Source organism: Mycobacterium sp. 4D054, from assembly GCF_052245755.1.
Taxonomy (GTDB): Bacteria; Actinomycetota; Actinomycetes; order Mycobacteriales; family Mycobacteriaceae; genus Mycobacterium.
This window is the reverse complement of the sequence record NZ_JBQQCF010000003.1, coordinates 87,122-103,008: the sequence shown is the minus strand read 5'-3', so window position 1 is coordinate 103,008 and position 15,887 is coordinate 87,122. Positions and strand designations below refer to the sequence as shown.

Here is a 15,887-nt window from a genome sequence, read left to right as displayed (position 1 = left end):
TCGACCGTGCACGAACGCGTCTCGGTTCACAGCGTCACATTCCACGGCGCGCCGCTGTCCGAACTTCATGAGTGCTGGCAGCGTCTGGACCTGAAAACGTTGAGCCTCACCGACACTCAACTGCTGGACCCGGAGCTGCCCACCCTTACGGCCAGGCACGGTTACCGCACCCATGCCGTCTACCACCTATTCGGCGAAGGCCGGATCCCGGTCGCACCGGCCGACGTCCGCGGCGCCCGTGACGCGCTCGACCGTGTCGTGGACGCTGCGGCCGCAGTCGACGCCCGCATGATCTACCTCCTCACCGGCGGCCGTGGACCGTTGAACTGGCGCGATGCCGCCGAAGCGTTCTGCGCGGCCGTGGCCCCGTCCCGGGCGCGGGCCCGCGAGGCGGGCGTCGAGGTGGCGATCGAGAACGCGTCGAGCCTGTACGCCGACATCCACATCGCCCACTCGTTGCGCGACACCAGCACGCTCGCCCAGATGGGCGACCTCGGTATCTGCCTCGACGTCTTCCACTGCTGGGCCGAAGCCGATCTGCCCACCCTCGTGCAGCGCGCCCTACCCCGCGTGTGCCTGATACAGCTGAGCGACTACGTGCTGGGCGATCGGGCGCTGCCCGCGCGCGCGGTACCGGGCGACGGCGCGATCCCCCTCCAACCACTGATCTCTCAGGTGATCGGCGCCGGCTACTCCCACGGTTTCGACCTCGAGCTGATCGGTCCGCGCATCGACCGGGAAGGCCGCGAGGCCGCCGCCCGCCGGGCCTGCACGGTGGTTTCGGACATGCTCACCCGGGCCGGGGCCTGATGGCGTTCGGTGACGGACCCGACGACGCGGCGCTGCGCGCGGCGTGGACATCGTTCTGCGACCGGCTGCGCAGCGCCGGCGATCAGGTGTTCAAGGATTACAACGCCGCAACCAGCGTCCAGCGCGCCGACGCGATGCGCGCGTTGACCCAGAACCTGGGTCAGGCTTTTGACCTAGCGCTGGAGACCGCCGATCCGCGGTACCCGGTCGTGCACGCGTTCAGCACTCCGCTGCGCAAGCTCGGCGGTGACTGCGCTGACTTCGCCTATCACCAGGCGTGGATCGGCGGCTCCCACGTCTACCGGCTCAGCGGGAACCGCGGCACGGCACCGTTTTTCAACATCACCGTCCAGGGAGCTCGCCCGGCCGGACCCGGCGTACTGCACGAACCGTTCGGAGACGTTCCCGAGACGAACCTGTCCGGTGATCAGCTGACCACCACGCCCGACGGTGATTTCGTGCTCTACGTGGGCGGACCGCGCCGGGGCCCGAACTGGCTGCCCACCACCGGCGACTCCCGGAAGCTGTTCATCCGTCAAGGTTTCGACGGGTGGGACGAACGCCCGGCCGAACTGCACATCGAACGGGTCGGCATGCGGTCCCCGCGGCCGGTGCCGACGGTCGCCGAGCTGGTACCCGCGATCGAATGGGCGGCTGACTTCCTCAGCGGGGTGATGTCCGACTGGCCGGAGTTCCCGTTCACCCACGGCGGGGTGGACGCCGACCGGCCGAACCGGTTTCCCGGCCTGCAGACCTCCGAGGGCGACGCCCGACGCGGCCGCGCGGCGGCGAACATGTACTGGGAGCTCGGCGCCGACGACGCGTTGATCATCGAGTTCGACGCGCACGAGGGCCTGTGGAATCTGACCAACATGGGCGTGTTCTTCACCAGCATGGACTACCTGTACCGCCCCGTGAGCTACACCCCGAGCCGTGCCGCGGTGGACGGCGACGGCCGGTTCCGCATCGTGATGGCCCATGACGATCCCGGTGTCCACAACTGGCTGGACACACAGGGATTCGAGCGGGGGAACCTTACCTACCGGCACATGCTGGCCGGGGCACCGGCGGTGCTGGAAACCCGGCTGGTCGGACGATCGGAGCTGGCCGGCGCGCTTCCCGCGGACACCGCCAGGACCACCCCGTCCCAGCGGGCCCGTCAGCTGCACGAACGCTTCGACGGTATCCGGCGCCGACACCGGCTGTGACGCGGCGCCTCAGCGGCGTCCGACACTGCCCTCCCACGGATTCCACGACCGGCTGTGCTCGACCACATGGAGGAAATAGGCGTAATTGGCGGCGATCATCGCCAGCACCGGCACGATCAGCGCGAGCACCCACTCGACCACGCCCCCCGGCCTGACGACGACGATCACCGCCGCCGGCGCCACCGCCAGCAGCAACAGCGTCAACCCCTTGCGCCACATGCCTTTGACGAAGAAGTAGATCGGTCCGAACAGCAACGCGAACGGATTGGTCGCGATGCGGGCCTTGTCCCACAGGCTCAGCGCGCGGTAGGCCTGCTTACCCTCGGGGCTGGATCCCACCGGACCGTAGGTCTCGAAATAGGCAAAGCGGATCCGCCACGTCTCCGAGAGACGCCAGACGTCGTACCCGCCCACCATCCAACCAGCCTAAAGTCCGGCCGGAGTCCTTACATGCAGAAATTCTCCCGACGGTCCGCGGTCACCACATCAGGCCACGGATCATCTCCGTGGGCGGGATGTCCTCGACCGCGACGAGGCCGGCCGGAGCGCGGCACACCCAGTCGATCGCGTTGACCGCCCGGGCCGCCGTCGACACGCAGCCGGCATCGGTGACGTCGAGCACCGGGTGGGACAGGTGGGTGCTCACCTCGACGCGTGGCTCGCCCTCGACGATGACCTTGTGCACCCCGCTCAGCCCCTCCGGCGGATATTCCCAGTCGGGTGCGGCCGCCGGTGTCAACCGGGTGGTGTGCTCGACGGTGATCAGCGGCACGCCGACCCGAACCCCTTCGGCGGCGAACCGTACGCCCGCGAGCTGCCCCGGCTCGACCGTCACCATCGTGCACTCGATCCGCTCCGGGGTGTACCAGGGCTCGTACCGCTGACGCACCTCGTCCAATTCGACGCCGAGGTGGCCGGCGAGGCTGCGCACCAGCCCGCCGAACATCGAGGTGATGACCCCGGGCTGGAACGCCATCGGCAGCTCGTCATCGGGCGTGGTGCCGAAACCCATGGCGGTGCCGGTGTATTCGTAGTCGTCGTAGTTGCCGTAGTCGAAGATCTCCTGCACCGTCACTGATTCGGCGCGGGTGACCAGGCTCAGCGCGGCATGCACCGCGGTGTCTCCGGAGTAGCCGGGGTCGATGCCGTTGACATACAGCGACGCGTTGCCGGCCGCGCAGGCCTGCTCCAGCGGATCCCGTAGCCAGGGGTCGGCCTGATGCGGCGTCACCAACCACACCATCGAGGTGCCGACCACATTGATCCCGGCGGCCAGGAAGCGCGACATCTGCTCGATCGCCTCCATCGGGCGCGTCTCCCCCAGTGCGGTGTAGATCACGCAGTCCGGTGACAGCGCGATCAGCGCGTCGAGGTCGTCAGTCGCGACCACACCCGTGGGCTCCGTCATTCCGCACAGCTCCGCGGCGTCGCGGCCGATCTTGGCCGGGCCGGCGGCGTGCACGCCGACCAGTTCCAGATCCGGACGTCCGATCACCGCCCGTAGTGAGTGTCTCCCGACATTGCCCGTGGAGAACTGAACCACTCTGCGCACTCGACACCGCTCCACTCAATAGTCGGGGATGGGCAGCGGCGAATTGTTCGAGTCGATGCCGCCGTCCACGTGGAAGATTGCGTTGGTGGCATAGCAGTCGCGCGTGGACAGATACACGCACAACCTCCCGAGGTCCTCGACGTCGCCCAGGCGATGCAAGGGCGTCGCCTCTTTCATCTTCTCCAGCGACCCGGGTAACAAGTCAAGGCTTCCCTGTAAACCGTCTGTCGCGAACGATCCCATGGGTTCCTCCTCGTCGAGGTGAGCCCATCTAACGACACCGACTGACCCAAGTCAACAAAATAGCGTGAACCAGTTCCGCGAGCAGACACAAACTCGCACGTTATCAGCCATAATTACGCGATTTTGCGTCTGCTCGGCCGCCAATAGAATGCCTATTGACTCAATCTTGACGCTGACTATAGTCAGCAAGCATGAACCTGCCGGCGCTGAACCTGGGCCGTCGTCGCAGTAGCGATCCCCCGCGGCGGGCATCGGCGAGCGGGCTCGACGAGCACATGGCGGAATCCCAGCGCGCGCAGCGCCAGGCCGACAAGTGGCTCATCTCCGGCAGCCTGCTGATCGGCACCGCAGCACTGGGCATCTTCGGCCTCCCCTTGTTTTTGCGTGGGGTGTGGCTACTGCGCAAGGCGCAGCGCAACGGATTGTCGGTGCGCCCCATGCTGGTCACTCTCATCGGCTACCTGGTCATCATCGATGCCGCGATCAACACCGTCGGCTGGGCGCTCGACCTGGTCGCCAACCACACGATCCTGGCCCGAATCCTGTTGAACGGCTGGGGCGCGATGTTCGACGCCGGCTACTTCTGGCACTACAACGAACTCTGGCTCGGCGGGGCCGCAGGCCCGGGTGAGAAGGCGATGGAAGTGGGCATGATCCTCACCGTCTTCACCATGCGCATCGCCGCGGCCATCGGCTTTCTACAGATGAAACGCTGGGGGCACCAGTGGATGATCATCACCTGCTGGATGGGCATCGTGATCTGGTGTCTCTACGTGTTCAACATGACGATGTACGCCGACGTGCGGTTCGCCGGTGTCGTCCTTCCCGTCGTCGGCTGGTGGCTCTACGACATCTTCTACATCACACCGTTCTTGGCGATCCCGTATCTGCATTCGGTCAACCGCGAGATCTTCTCGGACTGACTGATGACGCCACAGGTCCGGCAGTCAGCACGTGAATTGCGCCGATTACAGACGCGGGAACGGATACTCGGCGCCGCGATCGCCGAGTTCCAAGCGTCGGGCATGGCGGGCGCCGACGTCGGCGCCATCGTCTCGGCGGCGGGTGTCGCCCACGGCACCTTCTTCTTCCACTTCCCGAGTAAAGAGCACGTGCTGCTCGAGTTGGAACGGCGCGAAGAATCGCGCATGGCAGCGGAACTCACTCGCTACCTGAACCGGGCACATGACCTGGCCGCGGCACTGACGAAAGTGGTCCAGCTGATCTCCGCACTGGAGCAACGCTTCGGCCCGCTGCTGTTCAAAGAACTACTGGCGCTGCACTTCTCGCCGACGCGGCCGAGCAACGACGAATGGTCGGACCATCCCGTCATCGTCTCCTTGGTCGGCGAGATCGAGCGGGCCCGGGGCGACGGAGAAGTCCATCCCGAAGTGGACGCGTTCTACAGTGCCGCGTTCTTCCTACTCGGCATCTACGGAGTGCTGACCACCGTTACCCGCAGCGACATCCGCGACGCGATGCTGGCCAATCTGATCACCACTGCACTACGAGGACTGGAGACCCGATGACCATCGAAAAGACCTTACTGCTAGGAGAACTCACATGACAGGCTGGATCTGGGAAATCCTGCGATACGTCGCGGCCTGGGGCGGCACCGGGCTGATCATCTGGTTCTGGTATTGGATGTTCTCCAACATCGGCACCTTCTGAGTTGATGACCGAACTCTCCGATGCACACGCCATGGCGGTCGAGCGCAGTTGCGCGCTCACCGCGGTCGCGTTGAGCGGGCAGCGTCGGACCGGCGCCCACCTCGTCAGCGGAGCCCACCGTGGCTTCGGACTGAGCTCGATGCTCGATGTCGTGCACGTGCCGTATCCGGTGTGGCAGCGGGACTGGACCCGCCGCACCGTGACATGCGGCATCGCTCTGCAATGTTCACCGTCCAAGGACCGGATCATCGACTACAGGCTTCATGAACTGTCCGCGCGTGAGCTGGCCGCGCTGCATCTCGTCGAAGCCGAAGTGGCGCTGGGTTGGGTCGCCGCGAACTGGCCGGGACTGCTCGCCGAGTTTCGGCGCGTCCTCCCCGACCTTGCCGCCCTCGACTCTGACATGGACGGCAGGGAGATGCTCAACCGCGCGGTCGCATTGTCCCGTACCCACCAACCCCTCACTGTGGACCCGCTGGTCGGACATCTGCCGCGGGCGTACACGCTGCCGCAGGGACTGTCCGACAAGCTGCGGCGCTCGTTCGGGCGGCTGCCGTGGACCACCAACCAGAAGCGGGTACCGCAACCGCACTCCGTGCCCGCTGGGGGCGACGGCGGCGTCCGTAACCCCAATCTGCCTCCGCCGAGCCGGCCGCAGGACAACGACCTCGACGTCACTCCGGAGCACCGCCCGGGCATCCCGTATCCGGAATGGAACGCATGGACTGAGAGCTTCCTGCCTGACCACGTCGCCGTCCTCGAGCGCACCCACCAAGGCCGTGCCGGGGAACCGGGAGCCATCGCGGTCGACGTCCGTAAGTGGTTCGAGAAGAACACGCACCGCGCGATGAAGAACCGCCTCGAGGACGGCTCCGACCTCGACGTCGACCAGTACGTGGGCCACTACATCGACGTGACCACCGGAGAAGCGGTGGAGCCACGGATTTTCCGCGAATTGCTGCCTGCCAGCCGCGACGTCACCACAGCTCTACTGCTGGACGGCAGTTCCTCTCTCGGCGTGCACGGCGGCACCGTGTTCAAGCTGGAGCTCGCCTGTGCCGACGCACTGTCGCGGGCGATGACGACCGCACAGGAACGCCACGGCATCTTCGTCTTCACCGGCAACACCCGGCACCGCGTCGAGGTGACCTGTCTCAAGGACTTCGCCGACCGAAGGTTCGTCCCGCCGGGAAGCCTCGGACTGGGCACCAGCGGGTACACCCGCCTCGGTGCTCCCCTGCGCCACCTCACGAGCAGGCTGCTCGCCCAGCCGTCGGAGCGGCGCCTGGTCATCGTGATCGGCGACGGGCTGATCTCGGACGAGGGCTACGAGGGGCGCTATGCCTGGGCCGACGCCGCCCACGCCGTCGAGGAGGCGCGCGATGCCGGCGTCTCGATGTACTACGTCGGCATCGGCCCGGTCCGGGTTGACCCACTGCCGGAAGTGTTCGGCCCCAAGCGTTCTCAACGAATCCGCCGGGTGGAGGACCTTCCTCGCGTCCTCGCCCACGTCCACAGGGAGCTGGTATCCGCATGACCGACCAGACGTATCTCACCAACGGCAATGAGGTGCAGCTCTTCGAGCAGGCCTACCGGCAGCGGCTGCCGGTGATGCTGACCGGGCCCACCGGATGCGGAAAGACCCGCCTGGTCGAGCACCTGGGTCTGCTGCTGGGCCGTCCCGTGGTGACCATCAGCTGCCACGACGATCTGACGAGCTCGGACCTGGTCGGCCGGTTCACCGTCACCGGCGGGGACGTGGTGTGGACCGACGGGCCGCTGACCCGGGCGGTCAAGGCCGGGGCCATCTGCTATCTCGACGAGGTCGTCGAAGCGCGGCACGACTCATTGGCCGTGCTGCATTCGCTGACCGATCACCGGCGCACCCTCTACCTCGACCGGGCGGGCGAAGTGGTGCAGGCGCCGGATGAGTTCATGCTGGTCTGCTCCTACAACCCGGCCTACCGCAGCTCCCTCAAGGAACTCAAACCGTCGTTCCGGCAACGGTTCGTCACGCTGCCGATGGGTTACCTGCCTCCCGAGCGGGAAGCCGAGGTGATCGTCGCCGAGGCGGGCATCGGTCTTGCGAGCGCTCAGCGGCTGGTCCGGTGCGCCACCGCGATCCGCACGGCCGACGAAGCGTTTCACTTCGAACCGCCGTCGACCCGCGTGCTCGTCACCGCCGCACATCTGATCGCCGCCGGCGCCTCCGAGCTGGAAGCGGCCGAGGCGTGTGTGCTGGCCCCGCTGTCCAGTGACGGCGGCGTCTCCGAAGGCCTGCGGGAAGTGGCCGCGGCCAGCCTCGCCGCCGCCGACAGCCCGACCCCCAACCGTTAGAAAGGAATCGACGACATGGTCGACCAGAAGGAACGCAACCGCAAGAAGGCTCTCATCATCCTGCAGGTCGTCGTCTACGGATATCTGCTGGTGATGTTTCTGATCCAGCTCTACATGTCGTTCGCCCGGGGGTGGTGGGAGCTGTGAACATCCCGCTACTGAAGCAGAAGTCGGCGGCCATCAAGGCCAGCGTTCCGTCCGGTTCGGTCAATCTGGAGGAGCACCACGACGAGTCCCGGCAGGCCCAGCGCCGCGCCGACAAGTGGATGATCGCCGGCGCCGCGCTGATGGGGATGTGGGCGCCCGGCCTGATCGGCCTGCCCATCTTCATGCGCGGAGTATGGTTGCAGCGGCAGGCATTACGGGCGGGCCTGTCGGTCCGTCCGATGATCGTCACGCTCATCGGCTATCTGGTGCTGATCGACGGGATGCTCAACAGCCTCGGCTGGGCGCTCGACCTGGTCGCCAACCACACCCTGATCAACCGCGTGCTGATGGTCGGTTGGGGCGCGATGTTCGATGCCGGCTACTTCTGGCACTACAACGAGGCGTGGATCGGCGGCGCCGCTGCACCCGGCGAGAAGTCGATGGTGTTCGGCATGATCCTCACCGTCTTCGCGATGCGCTGCGCCGCGGCGATCGGGTTCCTTCAGATGAAGCGGTGGGGCCATCAGTGGATGATCATCACCTGCTGGATGGGCGTACTCATCTGGTGCCTGTACGTGTTCAACATGACCATGTACGCCGACGTGCGGTACGCGGGCGTCGTGTTCCCGGTCATCGGCTGGTGGCTCTACGACATCTTCTACATCACACCGTTTCTCGCCATCCCGTACCTGCACACGGTCAACCGCGAGATCTTCTCGGATTAAGGAGTTCAACTGTGACGACTTCTGTGGACAACACCGAAGAGAAGAGCCAGGACCTACCGCCGGGTACCACCCCGTACTACGCACGGATGCACAAGTGGATCAAGCGCGCCGTTTTGGTGTGCCTGGTCGCATTGGTCATCGAGGGCGCGTTCACACTGCCGTTCATGGCGGTCTACTACGGCTACCCGACGTTGAGCCTCACCGAGATCTGCAGCGAGCTGCTCAAGGTGCGCTACTCCGACGACACGCTGGAATGCCAGGTGCCCTATCCGGCTCTCGGCCCGCCCGAGGGTGCCGAAGGCAAGGACACCGCACAGGACGAATGGGGCATCCAGCCCGTCCCGAAGTACAACCGGATCGGGTTCCGCGAACTGGTACGAATTCATGACGAGCGCGAAGCGCGGCAGGCGGCGGAGGGATCGCCGTGACCCAGACACCGGAGCGCCACGCCGAGAACTGGGATCTGCGGCACTCGGATTTCAACGACAACGAATTCCTGTACGACGTGTACGCGGTGATGCGGGCTAAGTCACCGTTTGCGCGGACCGACAACCCATTTCTCAGCGCGACACCGGCGGGGGCGTGGGTCGCGGTGCGCTACGCCGAATGTGTGCAGATCCTGCAGGACTGGGAACACTTCTCCAGCAACCCCACCCCGGAAGGAGCCGAGCAGCTCGCCGGTGATCTGGTGATCACCCTCGATCCGCCCCGGCAGCAGAAGTTCCGCAAAGTCCTCAACCCGTACTTCTCCCCGGCACGCATGAAGGCCTTGCGGCCTCAGATCGCTGACGAAACCGACCGGCTCCTCGACGAGTTCATCGAGAGCGGGTCCGGCGACCTCGCCGCGGTGGCGTGGCGCCAGCCGGGGATCGTGTTCTTCAAATACCTGCTCGGCATGCCCGTCGATGATGTCCCGCTGTGTGTGGAACTGACCGACAGCGCACTCAACGGCGCCACCGAGGAGGCGCGGATGGAAGCCTGGGGCGGTCTCTACCAGCATCTGCACGACGCCGTGACGGCTCGCACGGCAGAGCCGCCCCGCGACGACATGATCGACGTGTTGCTCTCCGCCGAGATCGACGGTGAGAAGCTGGCGTTCGCCGACGTGGTGTCCAACGCAATGCTGCTGGTACAGGCCGGCCTCGAAACCACTGCCAGCGCAATGTCTTTCGCCTATCACTATCTGGCCACCAGCCCCGCCGAGCGGGACCGCCTGATCGACGAGCCTGATCTGCTCGCCCGCGCGGTCGAGGAGTTCATCCGGTTCGCCGGCTCCATCCACGGCATCCCTCGCACCGTGGCCAAAGACGTCGAAATGAACGGCTGCCGGTTCTCCCCCGGCGAGTCGGTGATCGTCAACTACGCCGCCGCAAACCGCGACGAGCGGCAGTTCCCCGACGCCGACCGCTGCATCCTCGACCGCCGCGAGAACCGGCACCTCGGCTTCGGCGCCGGCGTCCACCGTTGCCTCGGGTCCAACCTGGCACGGCTGGAGTTCCAGGTCGGCCTCGAACGGGTGCTGGCCCGCATGCCCGACTTCACCCTCGCGGCAGGGCAGCAGGCCAAGTTTCACGGCAACTCCGTCACTCGCGGATTCCGCTCGGTACCCGTCACTTTCACTGCCGCAGACAGGTCACGATGACATACCGCGTCGTGCAGTGGACCACCGGCAATGTCGGGACCAAGTCGGTGCACGCGGTGATCGCGAACACCGAGCTCGAGCTCGTCGGCTGCTACGCGTGGTCACCCGACAAGGTCGGCAGGGATGCCGGCGAACTCTGCGGGGTCGGCCCGATCGGGATCACCGCCACCGACGACGTCGACGCACTGCTCGCGCTTCGACCAGACTGCGTCGTTTACAACCCGATGTTCGCCGACACCGGCGACCTTGTTCGCATCCTCGAATCCGGCGCAAACGTCGTCACCACGTCGGAGTTCATCACCGGCAGCCGCCTGGGTGCCGACCGCGACCGCATCATCGACGCCTGCCGCCGCGGCGGCTCCACAATCTTCGGCAGCGGCATCAATCCCGGCTTCATCCAGCTCTTCGCGGTCGTCACCGCCGGCATTTCGGACCGGGTCGACCGGATCAGCATCGTCGAATCGTTCGACACCACCATCTACAACTCGCCGCAGACCGAAATCCCCATGGGATTCGGCTATTCCATCGACGAACCCGACCTCGCGTCGATCACCGCAACGGGGTCCGGCGTCTTCGCCGAGGCCGTGCAAGTGGTCGCCGACGCACTCGGAGTGCAACTCGACGACATCCGCTGCGACGTGGACTACGCCGAGACCACCGAGGACCTCGATCTGCCCGGCGGATGGACCATCACCGCCGGCTGTGTCGCCGGAATCGACGTGCGGTGGAAGGGCATCGTTGACGGGCGCGAGGTTGTCGAGATCCGCGGCATCTGGACCAAAGGGCAATCGCTGCAGCCACAGTGGCCCACCGCGTTCGGCTACACCGTCACCGTCGAGGGACGCCCCACCATCACCAGCACGCTGAGCTTCGCCCCACCCCCGGACTTCGCCGGAGAAACCCTCGACGACTTCGTCATGCTGGGGCTCACCATCACCGCGATGCCGGCGATCACCGCGATACCCGCCGTGGTTGCCGCCCCGGCAGGCATCGCCACCTACAACGACCTGCCCCTGCCGTTGCCCCGCGGTGTGCTGCACGCCGGTTCGCACTAGGAGAATGCCCATGACGGACAAGACCTATCGGGTGATCCAGTGGATGACCGGTGATGTCGGACAGGTCGGTGTCCGGCACTTCTGCGCCTCGCCCGTCTTCGACCTCGTGGGTGTGCTGGTGCATAGCAAGGACAAGGTGGGCAAGGACGCGGGTGAGCTCGCAGGGATCCTTCCGACCGGTGTCACCGCCACCGACGACGTCGACGCGATGGTCGCGCTGGACGCCGACTGCGTCTTCTACACGCCGATCATCATGGATGTCGAGACGGTGTGCCGGCTGCTGCGCTCCGGCAAGAACGTCGTGACGACGGCCGGATTCTTCCACCCGAGTGCGGATTTCCGCGACGGCGGCGAACAGATCCGCGCGGCGTGCAGCGACGGTGGCACCTCCTTTCACGGCGGCGGCATCCACCCCGGCTACGCCGGTGACATCCTTCCGCTCACCCTGTCGCGGGTGATGAGCAGGGTCGACACCATCCACGTTTACGAAGTGGTCGACGTGCTCAAGGACGCGCCGATGGACCACATCGACTGGATGGGTTTCGGCAAGGACAAGGACGCGTTTCTCGCCGAGCCCACCATCCTGGGCCTCGGATTGCCGTTCTTCGCCCAGTCGATGCACATGATCGCCGACGGTCTCGGTGTGACGATCGACGAGGTGAGCGCCGCCGACATCGATGTCGCCACAGCCGCGGCCGACATCCCGCACGCGGACGGCGCCATCCCGAAGGGCACCGTGGCCGGGCAACGCCACGAGTGGACCGCCTGGGTGGACGGTAAGCCGCTCATCGTCTTCCACGCGATCTACGTGACCGCAGGCCCCGACCTGCTGAACCCGGGCTGGGATTGGGGCGAGACCCGCTACGAGATCGTCATCGACGGCGACCCGCCGACCGAGCTGACGCTCAAGGGTGTCCGCCGGCCCGACGGCACCATGTCCCATCCCGGCTACGACTGGACGGCGATGGGAGCCATCAACGCCATTCCCGACGTGTGCGACGGTCCACCCGGCTGGCTCAACCACCTCGACCTCGGCCTGATCCGGCCACGCGGGCTGGTCCGCTGATGACGACCGAACCGAAGCTGCATCATGTCGTGTTCGCGGTCGCGCCGCAGCGGTGGCATGACACCGCATGATGTTCACCGAACTCGGATTCCGGTTCAACGCCGCCGAACTCACCGAACTGGGCATTCGGGTCCAGCTGGACTGGGACCGTGGCGTCGAGCTGATCAGCCCGATCACCGGGTCCGATGCGGCAGTGGCGGCGTCGGTCAACGAGTTCCTCGACCGCCACGGAGACGGCGTCTACACCGTGGTGCTGCGCATCCCCGAAGCCGCCGCCGGCGAGGCGGTCATCGACCGCTACGGCGCGGTCACGCGATTCCGGCAGGAGTTCTCCGGTGACGGAACCTACCTCGACGAGGTCGACCTGTCGGTGCTCGGACTGCCCCTGACCTTGCTCGCGACCGACGTGCCATGACCGGGGCCGCCGATGCGCTGCCGCAGGTGCTCTACGGGGATCTGCCGATGTCGCGGGACCGCGGTGACGGCTGGGCCACGCTGCGCGACCAGGGCCCCGTGCTCTACGGCGACGGCTGGTACTACCTCACCCGCCGCCAGGACGTCCTTGCCGCGCTGCGTGACCCCGAGGTGTTCTCGTCGCGGATCGCCTACGACGACATGATCAGCCCGGTGCCGTTGGTGCCTCTCGGCTTCGACCCTCCCGAACACACCAGGTACCGGCGCGTCCTGCACCAGTTTTTCAGTCCGCAGACACTCGCCGTGCTGATGCCGTCGTTTCAGGCCCAGGTGATCGACATCATCGAGGGCCTGGCGCAGCGCGACGAGTGCGAGGTGATGGCCGAACTGGCAACCCCGTACCCGTCGCAGGTCTTCCTCACGCTGTTCGGGCTGCCGCTGGCCGACCGCGAACGTCTGATCAGGTGGAAAGACGCCATCATCGCGTTCAGTCTGACCACCGACCCGTCCAGCGTCGACCTGACCCCCGCGGTCCAGCTGTACACCTACCTCACCGAAGCGGTTGCTGGACAACGGGAGAACCCCCGCGAGGGCATCCTGTCCCAGCTGCTCCATGGCGACGAACCCCTCACCGACAACGAGGCGGTCGGATTGTCTCTGGTGTTCGTCCTCGCCGGTCTGGACACCGTCACCTCCGCGATCGGCGCCACGATGCTGGAGTTGGCCCGCCGCCCCGCGCTGCGCACGGCGTTGCGGGAGGACCCCGACGGCATCGCGGTGTTCGTCGAAGAGATGATCCGGCTGGAACCGGCCGCGCCCATCGTCGGGCGCGTGACGACCCGGCCGGTCACCGTCTCGGGTGTCACGTTGCCTGCCGGCGCCGAGGTGCGGCTGTGTCTGGGGGCGATCAACCGCGACGGCAGCGACGCCCACTCCGTCGACGACCTCGTTCTCGACGGCAAGCTGCACAAACACTGGGGATTCGGCGGCGGACCGCACCGTTGCCTGGGCTCCCACCTGGCCAGAATGGAACTCAAGCTCGTGGTTGCCGAATGGCTTTCCCGGATTCCCGACTTCGAGCTCGCTGCCGGCTACGTCCCCGAGATCACCTGGCCGTCGGCGACGTGCACGCTGCCGGCGCTGCCGCTGAGGATCCTCCGGTGACCGCCGCGCCCAGCGTATTCGACGCCGGCCTGCCCACCCTCACCTACGAGCTCACCGACACCCCGCAGCAGATCTATCCGCAGTTGCGCGCCGCGCAGCAGACCGCGCCGATCGCGCTGGGTCCCATCGGACCCGAGGTGCTGTCCTATCCCCTGGCCCGAACTGTATTGGGCGACCCGAGGTTCAGGATCCCGCCGGGTATTCATCTCTCCGCGCACGGCCTCACCTCGGGCGAACTCTGGGACCGGGTCACCCGCAGCATCCTGTGCATGGAAGGCGATGAACACCGCCGCCTACGTAGCCTGGTGTCGCGGGCCTTCACCCCACGCGCGACAGCGCGGATGGACGAGACGATCCATCAGGTCATCAATCAGCTGATCGATTCGGTCAGCGCGGATGGCGGGTGCGAGTTCGTCGAGCAGATCGCCCGGCCCTATCCGATCCCGGTGATCTGCGCGCTGTTCGGAGCACCCCGGCAGGACTGGAAGCTGTTCTCCACCTGGGCCGAAGACATCTTCAAGATCGTCAGCTTCGACATCGACCTCGTCGATGAGGAACCCACGGTGCTTCGGGCGTGGATGCGTTCGACGCCTACATCGACGACATGATCGCTCACCGGCGCCGACATCTGACGACCGATCTGCTGTCCGAGCTGATCCGCGCCGAGGACGGCGGGGACCGCCTCGACGCCGGCGAGGTCCGCATGCTGGCATTCAGCATCCTGATTGCCGGAACCGACACCACCAGAACACAGTTGGCGGCCTCGATGCAGGTGCTCTGCGAGCATCCCGACCAGCTCGCGCTGCTCCGCGACCGACCCGAGCTGGCCATGCGCGCCGTCGAGGAGACCATGCGACACTCCCCGTCGATGTGCAGCACCGTCCGCACCGTGGGCGAGGATGTCACAATCGGTGAATACACCTTCCCTGCGGGAGCATTCATCGTGGCCAACACCTACGCCGCCAACCGGGATCCGGCGATCTACGACGACCCCACCCGCTTCGACATCACCCGCGACGACCCACCCCCGATTCTGACCTTCGGCGGTGGCGCCCACTACTGCCTCGGCGCCAACCTGGCCCGGCGGGAACTCTGCGAGGCGTTGAAGATACTGGCCCGCCGACTGCCCAATCCCAAGGTGGCCGGACCGGCACCGTGGCGGCCGTTGCTGGGTATGAGCGGACCCACCAGCCTGCCTGTGGAGTTCGACCGGTGACGTACCGGATCGACCCCGACGTCCTGCATCAGGTGGCCAGAGAAGTCGTCGGCCTGCCGCTGCACACCGGTGAACTCACCGCCCGTGCAGTCGGGCTGCTCGCCGAGGCGTACCCCGGTCTGATCGACCCGACTCCGGGGCGCTGGGTGGGCAGCAAGGCCGGCGGGGTGCTGGGCAAGGTCCGGTTTCTGTATTTCAGCCCACGCGAGTACATCGTCATTTTCGGGTCACCGACTGGAACACAAGGCTTTTCGGGACGCTACAAACACGTCGACATCCACAAGTTCCTGCTGGCCGGGCAGATCGACTCCTATGATCTGGAGTCCGACGACCACGTCGCACTGCCACCGCTGATGCCGGGCGGACACACCTGTCTGCAACGCGGGCACGCGCGGGGATTGACGGTCCACCCCGGCTCGTGGCACCTCGAATACGGGCGCGGCGCCGTCGCCACCACGCTTCCCTTCGCGATGGTGGACACGCTGCTGGTGTCGTTGGAGTTCGAATCGGTGCGCCGGTCGACGATCGAGTTCGGCAAGCTGGTTCGCCGGCGATTTCAGCGCTGACAGCCACGGACGCGGAAGTGAGTACGTTGAGGTTGTGACGTCGACACCGGGTCGTCGGTCAGGTCGGAGGT

At 66.3% G+C, this 15,887-nt stretch carries 16 protein-coding genes and 3 pseudogenes; 16 read left to right on the top strand and 3 right to left on the bottom strand.

All coding sequences use genetic code 11. From position 1 onward, the window contains the following. Positions 1-6 precede the first annotated feature (6 nt). A complete protein-coding gene (locus tag ACTWP6_RS03580) occupies positions 7-810 on the top strand; it encodes a sugar phosphate isomerase/epimerase family protein (protein WP_443186836.1) in 804 nt (267 codons plus the stop codon). Then, positions 810-2,018 carry a DUF1214 domain-containing protein gene (locus ACTWP6_RS03575; RefSeq protein ID WP_443186835.1) on the top strand — a complete coding sequence of 403 codons (1,209 nt, stop codon included), beginning with the start codon at positions 810-812 and terminating at the stop codon, positions 2,016-2,018. The genes ACTWP6_RS03580 and ACTWP6_RS03575 overlap by 1 nt, the downstream gene beginning before the upstream one ends. A 9-nt stretch (positions 2,019-2,027) precedes the next feature. Here the strand turns inward: ACTWP6_RS03575 and ACTWP6_RS03570 are convergent, their stop codons facing one another. The 3 genes and pseudogenes from ACTWP6_RS03570 to ACTWP6_RS03560 all read right to left on the bottom strand — a co-directional run. After that, positions 2,028-2,435 carry a DUF2628 domain-containing protein gene (locus tag ACTWP6_RS03570; RefSeq protein WP_443186834.1) on the bottom strand — a complete coding sequence of 136 codons (408 nt, stop codon included), beginning with the start codon at positions 2,433-2,435 and terminating at the stop codon, positions 2,028-2,030. A gap of 61 nt (positions 2,436-2,496) precedes the next feature. Then, the gene (locus tag ACTWP6_RS03565) at positions 2,497-3,570 is read right to left on the bottom strand and encodes an NAD(P)H-dependent amine dehydrogenase family protein (protein ID WP_443186833.1); all 1,074 of its coding nucleotides are present in this window, start codon (positions 3,568-3,570) and stop codon (positions 2,497-2,499) included. A gap of 15 nt (positions 3,571-3,585) precedes the next feature. Further along, a pseudogene (locus tag ACTWP6_RS03560) lies at positions 3,586-3,813 on the bottom strand (SDR family NAD(P)-dependent oxidoreductase); the annotation flags it as partial. 191 nt (positions 3,814-4,004) lie between these two features. On the opposite strand from ACTWP6_RS03560, the gene ACTWP6_RS03555 reads away from it, so the two are divergent. The 14 genes and pseudogenes from ACTWP6_RS03555 (at position 4,005) to ACTWP6_RS03490 (ending at position 15,816) form a co-directional block, all read left to right on the top strand. After that, positions 4,005-4,736, top strand: a complete 732-nt coding sequence (locus ACTWP6_RS03555) for a hypothetical protein (protein ID WP_443186832.1) — start codon at positions 4,005-4,007, stop codon at positions 4,734-4,736. A 3-nt stretch (positions 4,737-4,739) separates the two neighbouring features. Next, complete coding sequence (locus tag ACTWP6_RS03550; protein ID WP_443186831.1) at positions 4,740-5,342, top strand: TetR/AcrR family transcriptional regulator; 603 nt, start codon at positions 4,740-4,742, stop codon at positions 5,340-5,342. 146 nt (positions 5,343-5,488) lie between these two features. Next, the gene (locus ACTWP6_RS03545) at positions 5,489-7,021 is read left to right on the top strand and encodes a nitric oxide reductase activation protein NorD (RefSeq protein ID WP_443186830.1); all 1,533 of its coding nucleotides are present in this window, start codon (positions 5,489-5,491) and stop codon (positions 7,019-7,021) included. Next, positions 7,018-7,821: a CbbQ/NirQ/NorQ/GpvN family protein gene (locus tag ACTWP6_RS03540; protein ID WP_443186829.1), complete on the top strand. Its 804-nt coding sequence runs from the start codon at positions 7,018-7,020 to the stop codon at positions 7,819-7,821. The genes ACTWP6_RS03545 and ACTWP6_RS03540 overlap by 4 nt, the downstream gene beginning before the upstream one ends. Positions 7,822-7,836: 15 nt before the next feature. Next, positions 7,837-7,968 carry a hypothetical protein gene (locus tag ACTWP6_RS03535; protein ID WP_260755242.1) on the top strand — a complete coding sequence of 44 codons (132 nt, stop codon included), beginning with the start codon at positions 7,837-7,839 and terminating at the stop codon, positions 7,966-7,968. Further along, positions 7,965-8,693: a hypothetical protein gene (locus ACTWP6_RS03530; RefSeq protein WP_443186828.1), complete on the top strand. Its 729-nt coding sequence runs from the start codon at positions 7,965-7,967 to the stop codon at positions 8,691-8,693. The genes ACTWP6_RS03535 and ACTWP6_RS03530 overlap by 4 nt, the downstream gene beginning before the upstream one ends. 23 nt (positions 8,694-8,716) lie before the next feature. After that, the gene (locus ACTWP6_RS03525) at positions 8,717-9,121 is read left to right on the top strand and encodes a hypothetical protein (RefSeq protein ID WP_396885572.1); all 405 of its coding nucleotides are present in this window, start codon (positions 8,717-8,719) and stop codon (positions 9,119-9,121) included. Continuing rightward, complete coding sequence (locus tag ACTWP6_RS03520; RefSeq protein ID WP_443186827.1) at positions 9,118-10,335, top strand: cytochrome P450; 1,218 nt, start codon at positions 9,118-9,120, stop codon at positions 10,333-10,335. The genes ACTWP6_RS03525 and ACTWP6_RS03520 overlap by 4 nt, the downstream gene beginning before the upstream one ends. Beyond that, positions 10,332-11,390, top strand: coding sequence for an NAD(P)H-dependent amine dehydrogenase family protein (locus ACTWP6_RS03515; protein ID WP_443186826.1), 1,059 nt, complete (start codon positions 10,332-10,334; stop codon positions 11,388-11,390). The genes ACTWP6_RS03520 and ACTWP6_RS03515 overlap by 4 nt, the downstream gene beginning before the upstream one ends. Before the next feature lie 10 nt (positions 11,391-11,400). Beyond that, positions 11,401-12,456, top strand: coding sequence for an NAD(P)H-dependent amine dehydrogenase family protein (locus tag ACTWP6_RS03510; RefSeq protein WP_443186825.1), 1,056 nt, complete (start codon positions 11,401-11,403; stop codon positions 12,454-12,456). Continuing rightward, positions 12,456-12,871 (top strand): annotated as a pseudogene (locus ACTWP6_RS03505) (hypothetical protein). Before ACTWP6_RS03510 ends, ACTWP6_RS03505 begins: the two are co-directional and overlap by 1 nt. Further along, the gene (locus tag ACTWP6_RS03500; RefSeq protein ID WP_443186824.1) at positions 12,868-14,034 is read left to right on the top strand and encodes a cytochrome P450; all 1,167 of its coding nucleotides are present in this window, start codon (positions 12,868-12,870) and stop codon (positions 14,032-14,034) included. Before ACTWP6_RS03505 ends, ACTWP6_RS03500 begins: the two are co-directional and overlap by 4 nt. Beyond that, positions 14,031-15,250 (top strand): annotated as a pseudogene (locus ACTWP6_RS03495) (cytochrome P450). The gene ACTWP6_RS03500 and the pseudogene ACTWP6_RS03495 overlap by 4 nt, the downstream one beginning before the upstream one ends. Further along, the gene (locus ACTWP6_RS03490) at positions 15,247-15,816 is read left to right on the top strand and encodes an isomerase (protein WP_443186823.1); all 570 of its coding nucleotides are present in this window, start codon (positions 15,247-15,249) and stop codon (positions 15,814-15,816) included. Before ACTWP6_RS03495 ends, ACTWP6_RS03490 begins: the two are co-directional and overlap by 4 nt. Positions 15,817-15,887 lie beyond the last annotated feature (71 nt).

Coding starts and splice junctions, on each gene's coding strand:
- ACTWP6_RS03575 (WP_443186835.1), top strand. CDS start 810: ATGGCGTTCGGTGACGGACCCGACGACGCGGCGCTGCGCGCGGCGTGG.
- ACTWP6_RS03570 (WP_443186834.1), bottom strand. CDS start 2,435: ATGGTGGGCGGGTACGACGTCTGGCGTCTCTCGGAGACGTGGCGGATC.
- ACTWP6_RS03555 (WP_443186832.1), top strand. CDS start 4,005: ATGAACCTGCCGGCGCTGAACCTGGGCCGTCGTCGCAGTAGCGATCCC.
- ACTWP6_RS03550 (WP_443186831.1), top strand. CDS start 4,740: ATGACGCCACAGGTCCGGCAGTCAGCACGTGAATTGCGCCGATTACAG.
- ACTWP6_RS03545 (WP_443186830.1), top strand. CDS start 5,489: ATGACCGAACTCTCCGATGCACACGCCATGGCGGTCGAGCGCAGTTGC.
- ACTWP6_RS03540 (WP_443186829.1), top strand. CDS start 7,018: ATGACCGACCAGACGTATCTCACCAACGGCAATGAGGTGCAGCTCTTC.
- ACTWP6_RS03535 (WP_260755242.1), top strand. CDS start 7,837: ATGGTCGACCAGAAGGAACGCAACCGCAAGAAGGCTCTCATCATCCTG.
- ACTWP6_RS03515 (WP_443186826.1), top strand. CDS start 10,332: ATGACATACCGCGTCGTGCAGTGGACCACCGGCAATGTCGGGACCAAG.
- ACTWP6_RS03510 (WP_443186825.1), top strand. CDS start 11,401: ATGACGGACAAGACCTATCGGGTGATCCAGTGGATGACCGGTGATGTC.
- ACTWP6_RS03500 (WP_443186824.1), top strand. CDS start 12,868: ATGACCGGGGCCGCCGATGCGCTGCCGCAGGTGCTCTACGGGGATCTG.